11 protein-coding genes are annotated in these 11,584 nt (G+C 70.5%); 3 read left to right on the top strand and 8 right to left on the bottom strand.

Features of this window, described 5'->3' with window-relative positions; translation table 11 throughout:
* Positions 1 to 87: 87 nt before the first annotated feature.
* Positions 88 to 2,853: a DNA mismatch repair protein MutS gene (mutS, locus tag J3R73_RS28565; protein ID WP_307435412.1), complete on the bottom strand. Its 2,766-nt coding sequence runs from the start codon at positions 2,851 to 2,853 to the stop codon at positions 88 to 90.
* A 166-nt stretch (positions 2,854 to 3,019) separates the two neighbouring features.
* Between mutS and J3R73_RS28560 the strand changes: the two genes are divergently transcribed.
* Together J3R73_RS28560 and hemW are read left to right on the top strand one after the other, a co-directional pair.
* On the top strand, positions 3,020 to 3,364 hold the full coding sequence (locus tag J3R73_RS28560; RefSeq protein ID WP_307435409.1) for an endonuclease domain-containing protein: 345 nt from the start codon (positions 3,020 to 3,022) through the stop codon (positions 3,362 to 3,364).
* Positions 3,365 to 3,500: 136 nt separating this feature from the next.
* On the top strand, positions 3,501 to 4,661 hold the full coding sequence (gene hemW / locus J3R73_RS28555) for a radical SAM family heme chaperone HemW (protein WP_307435405.1): 1,161 nt from the start codon (positions 3,501 to 3,503) through the stop codon (positions 4,659 to 4,661).
* 208 nt (positions 4,662 to 4,869) lie between these two features.
* Here hemW and J3R73_RS28550 read toward each other — a convergent pair whose 3' ends face one another.
* The 7 genes from J3R73_RS28550 to J3R73_RS28520 all read right to left on the bottom strand — a co-directional run bounded on the left by J3R73_RS28550 (position 4,870) and on the right by J3R73_RS28520 (position 10,645).
* Positions 4,870 to 5,697, bottom strand: a complete 828-nt coding sequence (locus J3R73_RS28550) for an AcvB/VirJ family lysyl-phosphatidylglycerol hydrolase (RefSeq protein ID WP_307435402.1) — start codon at positions 5,695 to 5,697, stop codon at positions 4,870 to 4,872.
* On the bottom strand, positions 5,690 to 6,808 hold the full coding sequence (locus J3R73_RS28545) for a serine hydrolase domain-containing protein (RefSeq protein ID WP_307435399.1): 1,119 nt from the start codon (positions 6,806 to 6,808) through the stop codon (positions 5,690 to 5,692). The genes J3R73_RS28550 and J3R73_RS28545 overlap by 8 nt, the downstream gene beginning before the upstream one ends.
* Before the next feature lie 54 nt (positions 6,809 to 6,862).
* A complete protein-coding gene (gene lhpI / locus J3R73_RS28540; protein ID WP_307435396.1) occupies positions 6,863 to 7,813 on the bottom strand; it encodes a bifunctional Delta(1)-pyrroline-2-carboxylate/Delta(1)-piperideine-2-carboxylate reductase in 951 nt (316 codons plus the stop codon).
* A 49-nt stretch (positions 7,814 to 7,862) separates the two neighbouring features.
* Positions 7,863 to 8,219: a lipopolysaccharide assembly protein LapA domain-containing protein gene (locus tag J3R73_RS28535; protein ID WP_307435392.1), complete on the bottom strand. Its 357-nt coding sequence runs from the start codon at positions 8,217 to 8,219 to the stop codon at positions 7,863 to 7,865.
* A gap of 61 nt (positions 8,220 to 8,280) precedes the next feature.
* On the bottom strand, positions 8,281 to 8,574 hold the full coding sequence (gene ihfB / locus J3R73_RS28530) for an integration host factor subunit beta (RefSeq protein WP_307435388.1): 294 nt from the start codon (positions 8,572 to 8,574) through the stop codon (positions 8,281 to 8,283).
* Positions 8,575 to 8,739: 165 nt separating this feature from the next.
* The gene (sppA, locus tag J3R73_RS28525) at positions 8,740 to 9,693 is read right to left on the bottom strand and encodes a signal peptide peptidase SppA (RefSeq protein WP_307435386.1); all 954 of its coding nucleotides are present in this window, start codon (positions 9,691 to 9,693) and stop codon (positions 8,740 to 8,742) included.
* A 160-nt stretch (positions 9,694 to 9,853) separates the two neighbouring features.
* Positions 9,854 to 10,645: a helix-turn-helix transcriptional regulator gene (locus tag J3R73_RS28520; protein WP_307435383.1), complete on the bottom strand. Its 792-nt coding sequence runs from the start codon at positions 10,643 to 10,645 to the stop codon at positions 9,854 to 9,856.
* A gap of 126 nt (positions 10,646 to 10,771) precedes the next feature.
* Between J3R73_RS28520 and J3R73_RS28515 the strand changes: the two genes are divergently transcribed.
* A complete protein-coding gene (locus J3R73_RS28515; RefSeq protein WP_307435380.1) occupies positions 10,772 to 11,539 on the top strand; it encodes a class I SAM-dependent methyltransferase in 768 nt (255 codons plus the stop codon).
* The last annotated feature ends 45 nt before the right edge of the window (positions 11,540 to 11,584 follow it).

Here is an 11,584-nt window from a genome sequence, read left to right as displayed (position 1 = left end):
GAAGGTGACAACCCTGGGACCGCAGGCTTCCAGCCTGCCTCTTCGCGACACGCAACAGAGCAGGCTGGAAGCCTGCGGTCCCAGGAACTACGCTCTTCTGGCGCCATCCCGTTTGGCTTTCAAGGAAAACAAGGCCTCCAGCGCCTGGCGAGGCGTCATGTCGTTGGGATCGAGGGCGTCGAGCGCCTCGGCGACGACGTCCGGCCGGGTCGCGGGCGCCGGGGCGGCCGCGCGGGGGGCCGCGGCGAAGAGCGGCAGGTCGTCGATCAGCCGCGCCGAGGGGGCCTGGCGGTCGGTCGCTTCGAGCTGCGCCAGCACGGCGCGCGCCCGCTCCACCACCGCGGCGGGCATGCCGGCCAGCTTGGCGACCTGGATACCGTAGGAGCGGTCCGCCGCGCCCGGCACCACCTCGTGCAGGAAGACGACGTCGCCCTGCCATTCGGTCACCCGCATGGTGGCGTTGGCCAGGCGCGGCAGCTTCTTCGAAAGCTGGGTCAGTTCATGGTAATGCGTGGCGAACAGAGCGCGGCAGCGATTGACGGCCGAGAGGTTCTCGATCGCCGCCCAGGCGATGGACAGGCCGTCGAAGGTGGCGGTGCCGCGCCCGATCTCGTCGAGGATGACGAGGGCGCGGGGCCCGGCCTGGTTGAGGATGGCCGCCGTCTCCACCATCTCGACCATGAAGGTGGAGCGGCCGCGGGCGAGATCGTCGGCCGCGCCGACGCGGGAAAACAGGGCGTCGACGGCGCCGATATGGGCCTGCCGGGCCGGCACGAAGGAGCCGATCTGCGCCAGCACGGCGATGAGGGCGTTCTGGCGCAGGAAGGTCGACTTGCCGGCCATGTTGGGGCCGGTCAGCAGCCAGATCTTCCCCGCCGCGCTCTTGTCCGGCGCGCTCCTGCCCGCAGCCTTGCCGGCCCCAGCCTTGCCGGCTTCCTGGCCCGACAGGTCGCAGTCATTGGCGACGAAGGGCTTGCCGTCGCGCTTCAGCGCCTGTTCGACGACCGGATGGCGGCCGCCCTCGATGGCGAAGGCGAGCGAGCCGTCGACCGCCGGCCGGGCATAGTTCTCCTCTTCCGCCAGCACGGCCAGCGCCACGATGACGTCGAGCAGGGCGAGCGCCTCGGTGGCTGTGCGGATGGCCGCGCCGTCGGCGAGCAGGGCGCCGGCCAGTTCGCCGAAGATCGCCAGCTCGCCGGCGAGCGCCTGTTCGGCCGCCGAAGCGATGCGCGATTCCAGCGTCGAGAGCTCCGAGGTCGAGAAGCGCATGGCGCCGGCCATGGTCTGGCGATGGACATAGGTCTCGCGCAGGCCGGGCTGCAGGAAGGCCTCGCCCGCCTGCTGCGGCACCTCGACGAAATAGCCGAGCATGTTGTTGTGCTTGATCTTGAGCTGGCGCACCTCGCTCGTCTCGGCATAGCGCGCCTGCAGGGCGGCGATGACGCGCCGGCTCTCGTCGCGCAGCGCCCGCGTCTCGTCGAGCGCCGCGTCATAGCCGGCGCGGATGAAGCCGCCGTCGCGCTTGAGCAGCGGCAGGTCGTCCTCCAGCGCCGCCGCGAGGCGGGGAGCGAGGCCGCGGTCCGGCCGGGCCAGCGCCGCGGCGATCGCGGCGAGGATCGGCGGCAGGTCGGCCTGGGCCTGCAGGAGGGCTTCGAGGTCGGCGATGCCGCCGAGCCCCTCGCGCAGCGCGGCGAGGTCGCGCGGGCCGGCGCGGTCGAGCGCCAGCCGCCCCATCGAGCGCGCGATATCCGGCGCGGACCGCAGCCGCGCCCGCATCTGCCCGCGCAGCAGCGCCCTTTCGGTGAAGAAGGCGACCGCATCCTGCCGCTCGGCGATGGCGTCGGGACGGATCAGCGGGCTCGCCAGCCATTGCGCCAGCAGGCGCCCGCCGCCGGCCGTCACCGTGCGGTCGATGGCGTCGAACAGCGAGCCCGCGCGCTCCCCGCCGAGCGTGCGCAGCAATTCGAGATTGGCGCGCGTCGCCGCGTCGATCGCCATATGGCTGCTGGCCCCGTCCCGGCGCGGCGGATCGAGCGCCGGCTTCCGGCCGACCTGGGTGCGCAGGATGTAGGTCACCAGCCCGGCGGCCGCGACGGTCTCCGCCCGCGAGAAGCTGCCGAAGCCGTCGATGGTGGCGACGTCGAAGAAGTCCGCCAGGCGCCGCTCGGCCTGGCCGCCGTCGAAGACGTCGCGGCCGACCGGGGTCACCGCGGCGCGGATTTCGCGCCACAGCGGCGCGAGCGCCTCGTCCTCGTGCACCGCCTCGGCGATGACGACCTCGCTCGGATCGAGCCGGGCGATCTCGGCCGCGAGGCCGGCGGGTGAGCATTCCGACAGGCCGAACTGGCCGGTGGAGATGTCGGCGAAGGCGAGGCCGTAGCGCGCCTCGTCGTCGGAGACGCGCAGGCGCGCCACCGCGAGCAGCAGGTTGGAGCGGGTGGGCTCCAGCAGCGTCTCCTCGGTGATGGTGCCGGGCGTGACGAGGCGGACGACGCCGCGCCGGACCACCGACTTGCCGCCGCGCTTCTTGGCCTCCGCCGGGTCCTCCATCTGCTCGCACACCGCGACGCGATGGCCATGCGCGATCAGGCGCTGCAGATATTCGTCGGCACGCACCACCGGCACGCCGCACATGGCGATGTCGGCGCCCTGGTGCTTGCCGCGCTTGGTCAGCACGATGCCGAGCGTCTTGGAGGCGATCTCGGCATCCTCGAAGAACAATTCGTAGAAATCGCCCATGCGGTAGAACAGCAGCGCCCCCTGATGCGCCGCCTTGATCTCGAGATATTGCGCCATCATCGGCGTGACCGGCTGCAGGCCGTCCGGGTCGGGTTTCTGGGGAGCGATGTTCATGGCCGGACCCTAGCAGAAGCAGCCGAATCAGGCACGGGGAAGCCGGATATGGGTTGTGGATAGCGGCGGATGGGAATCAACCTTCTCCCGGTGCGGGAGAAGGTGGCGCGAAGCGCCGGATGAGGGCCTAGACTTCGACAGGAAAGGCGCAGCCGGGATCCCCATCATGACGAGCGAACAGCGTTTATTCGCAAGGCAGCTTCGAGCCAATCAGACCGATGTCGAAGGCCGTCTCTGGCAAGCTCTGCGTGGAAGAAGGCTGCAAGGTCTCAAATTCAGGCGGCAGGTCCCGTTGCTGGCCTACACCGTCGACTTCGTATGTCTTGAGAAACGACTGGTGATCGAGCTCGATGGCAAGCAACACGATTGGCATCGCGAATATGATGAGGAGCGCACCGCGGCAATCGAGGCGTCGGGATTTGCGGTGCTGCGTTTTACAAACGAACAGTTGAAAGGTGATCTCGACCCGGTATTGCAGGAGATCCTGCGAGCTGCCTTTCTTCATGATTGAAAGGCGGGGATTTCGTGCTTTCCATATCCAGGTTTAGACCCTCATCCGGCGCTTCGCGCCACCTTCTCCCGAATCGGGAGAAGGTTGTCCAGCCCCCGCCATTGACGCCGCCATCATCAACTGCCACTTGAGCCCGATGACCTCTTCCCCCTCCGGCCCCGGCTTCGGCGTCTATCTGCATTGGCCGTTCTGCCTGGCCAAATGCCCCTATTGCGACTTCAACAGCCATGTCCGCCAGGGCGGCGTCGACCAGGCGCGCTATGTCGAGGCCTATCGCCGCGAGATCGCCCATATGGCCGCCATCGCGCCGGGGCGGACCGTGTCCTCGATCTTCTTCGGCGGCGGCACGCCCTCCCTGATGGCGCCGGAGACCGTCGGCGCCCTGCTCGATGCCGTCGCCGGCGCCTGGACGGTGGCGCCCGATGCCGAGATCTCGCTGGAAGCCAACCCCACCAGCGTCGACGCCGGGCGGTTCGCCGGCTATCGCGCCGCCGGCATCAACCGCGTCTCGCTCGGCGTGCAGGCGATGAACGATGCCGACCTCAAGCGCCTCGGGCGCATGCACAGTGTCGCCGAGGCGATGGCGGCGGTGGAGATCGCGGCCAGGAGCTTCGAGCGCTTCTCCTTCGACCTCATCTATGCCCGGCCCGGCCAGCAGCCCGGTGACTGGCAGGCCGAGCTCGACGGCGCCATCGACCGCGCGGCCGAGCATCTTTCGCTCTACCAGCTCACCATCGAGCCCGACACCATGTATGAGCGGCTCGTCGCCGCCGGCAAGCTCGTGCCGATGCCCGACGACGATGCCCGCGTGCTGTTCGACATCACCCGCGAGACCTGCGAGCGGCGCGGCCTGCCGGCCTACGAGATCTCGAACCATGCCCGGCCCGGCGCCGAATGCCGGCACAACCTCGTCTATTGGCGCTATGGCGACTATGCCGGCATCGGTCCCGGCGCGCATGGGCGCCTCGTCGACGGCGGCGGCGTCCGTCGCGCGCTGTCGACCGAGCGCAATCCGGAAAAATGGTTCGCCGCCGTCGACCGGCAGGGCCACGGCCTCGTCGACGACCAGCCCCTCGCCCCGGACGAGCAGGGCGACGAGCTCCTCCTGATGGGCCTGCGCCTCGCCGAAGGCATCGACCTCGACCGCCTCGCCGCCCTGCGCGGCCGCCCGGTCGACGCGCGCCGCCTCGCCGGCCTCGCCGAAGGCGGCATGATCGAGCGCACGGGCGCGCGCATCCGCGTCACCCGCGCCGGTTTCCCGCTGCTGGACGCCGTGGTGGCGGAACTGGCGACGTAGAACCCTGGGAGCGCAGAGGCGTCGAGATAACAGGAAGAGGCGCATTTTTGTCACACCCGGGCTTGTCCCGGGTGTCCAGACTTCGTCCGGGACGAGCAAGCGGCCCGGCAATGACAAATCCTGAACCGTTACGGGCCAAACATCGCTTTAACTCGGCGCTCATCGGCGTCTCGCCGACGCTTCCCGCATGAACCCTCGGCTTCGCGGATTACCGCATGCCGGAGCGAGAAGCGGCCCCCAGCCTGCGCAGGATGATCCGCGCGATCCCCGCATAGTCGCCGTCGAAATGATGGCCGCCCCGCCGTTCGATGCGGGTGGCGCGGCCGAGTTCGGGCAGGGTGCAGGCGGTGTTGCCGGCGGCGCGTTCCTCGACGCCATAGAGGCAGATGACCTTGTCCATCGGCAGGCTGCGCAGGGCCGGGCCGACGGGTACGTCGTCGGCCGAGGGGATGTCGAGCATTTCGAGGATGGAAATGCGGAAATCGGCGGCGGGCACCAGCCCGAGCAGGGCGACGAGGCGCGTCGCCCGGCGGGTCCGGGCCGCCAGATGCGGCCAGGCGAAGGGGAAGGCGTCGGCGCCGAAGGAATAGCCGACGAAGGCGATGCGGCGCACGCCCCATGCCTGCCGATAGGCGTCGGCGATGCGGTCGAGGTCGGCGGCGAGGCGCTCCGGCGTCTTGCGGGCGAAGAAATAATCGAGCGAATCGAGGCCGACCACGCCGAAGCCGGCGGCGGCGAAGCGGCGGGCGAGCGCGCGGTCGATGGCCTGCCAGCCGCCGTCGCCGGAGAGCAGCACCACCAGCCCCAGCGGGCGGCCCGAGGCCGGATAGATCGCGATCGGCAGGCCGGCGGGCGGATCGGCGGTCCCCGCCCGGCCCGGGGAGGCCAGCGCGAGGCAGGCGAGCAGGGCTGCGAGGAGGATTTTCCCCCGGGTGCGCGGACGTCCCGTCCGCCCGTGCGAACGCTGCGCTTGCAGCAAGGGGCGGACCGGGAGCCCGCGCAGCCGGGAGGTCTCCGCGCCCTGCCGCTCAGCCATAGACGGCGTTGCGGATCGCTTCGGGGTAGGCGCCGTCCACGCCGGCGACCGCGGTGTTGGAGAAGGCGACGACCGAAAGCCGGCGCGCCGGATCGACGAACCAGGAATGGCCGTAGACGCCGCCCCACTGCCAGCTGCCCGGCGAATAGGGCACGCCCGCGGCGGCGGGATCGCGCGCGATCGACCAGCCGAGGCTGAAGCCGCGGCCGGGGACGCCGGTGTCGAGGGTGCCGATGGCGTTCTCGCCGAGCAGGGCCGCGCTCGCCGGCGAGAGGATCGGGCCGCCGCCGGTACGTACGGCCTCGAGGAAGGCGAGGAAATCGCCGGCCGTCCCGACCATGCCGGCGCCGCCGGAGGGGAAGGAGGCAGGGTCGAAGCAGCGGTCCGGCGCGAAAAGGAAGATGGTGTCCTTGCCCTGGACCGGCTGCAGGGCGGCCATGCGGATCGGCCGTGGCTTCCCGTCGGCATAGGCGGCGGCGAGGCGTTCGGGCTTCGTCGGCGTGAATTCGGTATCGGCGAGGCCGAGCGGCCCGGTCACGTGGCGGGCGACGATGGCGGGAAGGCCGGCGCCGGCCGCCTGCTCCAGGAGCCCGCCGAGGACGTCGATCGCCACCGAATAGCGCCAGGCCGTGCCGGGGGCGAAGGCGAGGGGCTGGGCCGCGATCCGTTCGAGGTTCTCCACCATGCCGCGGCCCGGGCGGTCTATCCCCTCGGAGATCCCGGCCGATTCGGGATAGCCGTAGATCAGCCCGCTGGTATGGGTGAGCAGCTGGCGCACGGTGATCGCCGGTTCGCTGCCGTCGGCGAGCTTCGGCCGGAAGCCGGGCAGGAAGCGCGTCACGGGATCGTCGAGCCCCAGCACGCCCGCTTCGGCGAGCGACAGGGCCGCCGCGGCGACGAGCGGCTTGGTCACCGAGGCCAGGCGGAAGATGCTGTCCTCGGCCGTGGGCCGGCCCGCCTCGCGGTCGGCATGGCCGGCGGCGCGGCGATAGACGATCTGCCCGTCCTCGGCCACCAGCACGACCGCGCCGACGATGCGCTCCTCGCCGATGGCGGCGTCGATGACGGCGTCGAGCCGGCGGGCACGGGCATCGGACGGGGAGGGAGGCATGGCGAGGCTCCGGGAGGGGATGGAAAGGCGTGTGAATCGATCAGGGCAACCACCCTATGCTTCGATCTTGCGCCACACCAGCATCGCCGCCGCGAGGTCCTCCAGGGCGGATCCGATCGATTTGAACAAAGTGATGGCCTCGTCGCCGCAGCGGCCCTGGTGCCGGCCGCGGGCGAGGTCCGACAGGGTGGCGCGGACGTCGCCGCGCGCCACCGCGCCGCTGCCGATCGCCAGCGCGACGTCGCCGCCCTCGGTGAGCGCCGCTTCGGTGTCGATGAACAGCTCGGAACGCCGGGCTGCTTCGTCGTCCGCTTCGCGCATCTGCAGGTTGAAGGCGCCGACGAGGTCGAGATGGGTGCCGGGCCTGAGCCAGGCGCCCCTGACGAGCGGTTCCCGGGTCAGCGTGGCGCAGGACACGATGTCGGCCGAGCGGACGGCGCTTTCGAGGTCCGGCTCGAACCGCGCCGCAAAGCCGGCCTGGGCGAGCTTTTCGATCAGCGTCGCCGCGCTTTCGGGCCGATGGTTCCAGATGGTGATCTCGGTGACCGGGCGCTGGCTCATATGGGCGCGGATCAGGAAGGGCGCGAGCGCGCCGGTCCCGACCATGGTGAGCCGCCGCGCGTCGGGCCGGGCGAGATAGGAGGCGGCGAGGGCCGAGGCCGCCGCCGTGCGCCAATGGGTGAGGCGGGTGCCGTCGATCGCCGCCAGCGGCGCGCCGGTGTCGCCGGACATCAGCACATAGGTGCCGAGCACGGCCGGCATGCCCCGCGCGCCGTTGCCCGGGAAGACGTTGACGAGCTTGGTGCCGAGGAAGGCGCCGGGGCCGGGCGCATCCGCCGTCCAGGACGGCATCATCAGCGCCGTCGCCGCATGGGCGCCATGGCCGATCTCGAGGTGCTGGCGCGGCGGGGTGACGAAATCGGCGGCGAAGGCATCGCGCAGGGCGTTGACGAGGTCGGGAAAGCTCAAGAGTTCGTCGATCTCGTCGGCGGTAACGACGCGCATGGGCACTCCTGGCCTTGACCGGCCGATGCTCGGGGGAAGGGAAGCCTGCTCAGAAAGGCACGGGCGAGGGCAGGATGGCGTGGCTGTCGCGCGGCTGCGAGGCCGCCGCGAGCTGCGCCCGGAGGTGCTCCGCCTCGGCCCGGTAGCGCTCGGCCTCGGCGCGGGCGAGGCGGGCGGCGCGGCGATGGCGCCCCTGCTTCAGCCACACCGAGAAGCCGCCGAGCAGCACGCCGAGGATCAGCACGGCGAACAGGATGAGGAACAGCGGCGCGTCGAGGGCCGCCGCCGGCGCCTGGGGGTTCAGCGGGTCGAACGACAGCGTCACCCATTCGCGATTGGCGAAGGCGAAGGCCAGCACCACCGCCGCGACGGGAATGAGGACCAGATAATAGAAGAAGCGCTTCATCGCCCGCCCTCGTTCCCGCCTCGCCTCGGCGATTTCAGCCTCGCCGGCGCCCTGCCGCCCGTCATGCCTTGGCCGTCGGCTTGTTGAGGCGCAGCCGCATGTCCTTGCCGGTCTTGAAGAAGGGCACGAACTTCTCCTCCACCGGCACATGGGCGCCGGTGCGCGGATTGCGGCCGATGCGCGCCGGCCGTGCCTTGACCGAGAAGGCCCCGAAGCCGCGCAGCTCGACGCGGTCGCCATTGGCCATGGCGTTGGCGATCTCGTCGAGGATCGCGTTGACGATATTCTCGATGTCGCGCTGGTAGAGATGCGGATTGGCTTCCGCGATTTTCAGGACCAGTTCGGATTTGATCATCTTACGCCCGCCAATCGTTCGTTTCGTTGTCGATCGTGTCTATCTGCCCGAACAGGGCCGACGCAACTCTCGCGCGGCGCAAGGCCCCGGCAAGGCTGGAGCCTGTCTTCGGAATACCCGGTCTCGAAACCTTGGCTGGAGCCTTTGAAGGCCGTTGCTTTTGTTTCAAGGGTGCCAAACCGATACGAGGCCGTCAAGCGCCGCCGGTTGCGCCTCGGGGGCGGCCCGCAGGACGTCGCCCAGCACCGTCAGGCCGGCGCTGTCGGCGAGCCAGGCGGCGGCCCGCGCGAACGGGAAGGACGAGCTCGTCGAGGGCTTGTCCCAGTCCTCGACCGGCAGGTCCCTGCCGATCGACCGGGCCTGGCTCAGCCAGGCGACCGCATTGCTCTCGTCGCCGATGCCGTCGATCAGCTTGAGGTCGAGCGCCTGCTTGCCGGTGAAGATGCGCCCGTCCGAGACGGCGGCGAGGCCGGCATCGTCATAGCCGCGGCGTTCCCTAACCAGTCCCTTGAACCAGGCATAGGTGTCGTTGACGATGGAGGCGAGCGCCGCGGTGGCCTCCGGGCTGGTCGGCGACACGCCGTCCGGCGCGGCCTTGAGCGGCGAGGACTTCACCGCCTCGACCGACACGCCGATGGTGTTCAGCAGCCTGGTGAAGTTGGGATATTGCACCAGCACCCCGATCGAGCCGACGAGCGAGGTCCGCCGCGCCACGATATGGTCGGTGCCGAGCGCCGCCATATAGGCGGCGGAGGCGCCGAGGCCGTCGATCACCGCCACCGTCGGCTTGGCCGCCGACAATTTGCGCAGGCCGTCATAGAGCGCCTCGCCGCCGGTGGTGGTGCCCCCCGGCGAATTGATGTCGACGATCACCGCCTTGGCGCTCGACCGGGCGATGGCGTCGAACAGCTTCAGATTGGCGGTCTGGTCGCCGATGAAGCCGCTGACCTTGACGCGGGCGATATGGTCGCCGCGATGCTGGAAGGAAGCGTTGCCGCCGAGCGTCACATAGGCGACCAGCAGCGCGGCAGCCAGAAACAGGAAGGCGAGCACGCGCCATAGTGTGAGCTTCCGGCGCAGGAGGCGGCGGTCGACCAGAAGATCGGTCTCAAGGGACATGGAAAAGCCTTCGGAGAGTCGCTCGGGGCGCCCTTGCGAGCAAAGTGGCGCGGACCCTATCCGAGGCGTCCCTCAGGGGCAAGGCCGAGGACGCCGCGGCCAGGGACGCCGCGGGCCGGGCGGCTCCGGCCGCCGGCTCGCCCGGCATCGGCCTTCCGCCTCAGCGTCCGCCGACGAGGATGACGAATTTGAGGTCCGGGCGGGTGGTCGGATTGAGGGTGACCTGCTGATAGTCCAGCCTGCCGCGCCGGGGATGGTTGAAGCGCCGCAGCCCGCCCTCCCGGCCGGTGACGCTGTGCCCATGCCAGGCCTCGGCGAAGAAGGGGCTTTCGCGCACCAGCCGGGCGACCAGCGCCTGCATGGCCGGCTCGTCGAGATGGTGGCCGTAGTCGATGCGGAATTCGGCGATCACCCGCCGCGCCCGCGCGTCCCAATCCTCGATCAGGAGCCGGGCTTCCGGCTTCAGGAAGATGAAATGCAGGAGGTTGCGGTCGTTGTCGCCGTCGAGCCAGCCGGTGAAGAGGTCGGCGGCGGCCTTGTTCCAGCCCAGCGCGTTCCACAGAGGGTCGATCACATAAGCGGGGGCCGCCACCGTCTCCAGCGCCGCGAGCAGGGCGGCGGGCGCCGCCGGCTCCGCGTCGCCGGCGCCCTGCGGATCGCGCTTGCCGGCGAGATCGAACAGATAGCTGCGTTCGGCGGGCGAGAATTTCAGGACGCCGGCGAGGCGGCCGAGCGCATGGGCGGACAGCGAGATGTCGCGTCCCTGCTCGAGCCAGGTGTACCATGTCGTCGACAGGCCGCCGAGCTGGGCGACCTCCTCGCGCCGCAGGCCGGGCGTGCGCCGCCTCGCGCCGCCGGGCAGGCCGAACAGGGCCGGCGACAGCCGCGCCCGCTGGGAGCGCAGGAACGCCCCGAGCTGCTGGCGCCGCGCCTGGTCGGATTCGAGTGTCATGGCACCATTCATACCAGGATAAGTTTGGATCTGGTACCGGTGTAACGACGGATGTAGAACATTTCCAGCCTGTCGCTCCCGCAGGGAGGCCCCCTGGGAGCGACAAGACTGCAAAGGGAGAAAGCCATGGCCCGCTCGGCCGCTCTGGAAACACTGGTCACCCATCAATTCGGCTCGCAGGCCGCCGCCTATGTCGCGAGCGTCGTCCACGCCCGGGGCGAGGATCTCGAGGCCATGGCCGCCGAGGTCGCCGCGGCGCGCCCGGCGCGCGTGCTCGATCTGGGCTGCGGCGGCGGCCATGTCAGCTTCGCCGCGTCGCCCTTCGCCGGCACGGTCACCGCCTATGACCTGTCCGCGGACATGCTGGCCGCGGTGGCCGGCGAGGCGGCCCGGCGCGGCCTCGCCAATATCCGGACGCAGCAGGGCTCGGCCGAGCATCTGCCCTTCGCCGACGGCAGCTTCGACATGGTGATGAGCCGCTTCAGCGCCCATCACTGGGGCGACGTCCCCGCCGCCCTGCGCGAGGCCTTCCGCGTCGCCGCCGAAGGCGGCACGCTGGTGTTCGCCGACGTGACGGCGCCGCCGCGGCCGGTGAGCGACACCTTCCTGCAGACGATCGAGATGCTGCGCGACCCCTCGCATGTGCGCGACTATACGGTGGCCGAATGGGAGGCGATGCTGGCGGCGGCCGGCTTCACGGTGACCGCGACGCGCGCCATGCGCCTGCGGCTCGACTTCACCTCGTGGATCGCCCGCATGCGCACGCCGCCCGTCTTCGTCGAGGCGATCCGCGCCCTGCAGGCGGTGACCTCGGCGGAGGTGCGCGAGCATTTCGCCGTCGAGGAGGACGGCACCTTCACCCTCGACACCGCGGTGTTCGTGGCGAAACGGTAGGCTTTTCCGGAGCGCGGACATCCCCGTCCGCTCCTGGAGGCACCG

The sequence above is a fragment of the Labrys monachus genome, from assembly GCF_030814655.1.
GTDB lineage: Bacteria > Pseudomonadota > Alphaproteobacteria > Rhizobiales > Labraceae > Labrys > Labrys monacha.
The sequence above is the reverse complement of the archived record's forward strand: the minus strand, read 5'-3'. Positions and strand labels throughout refer to the sequence as shown.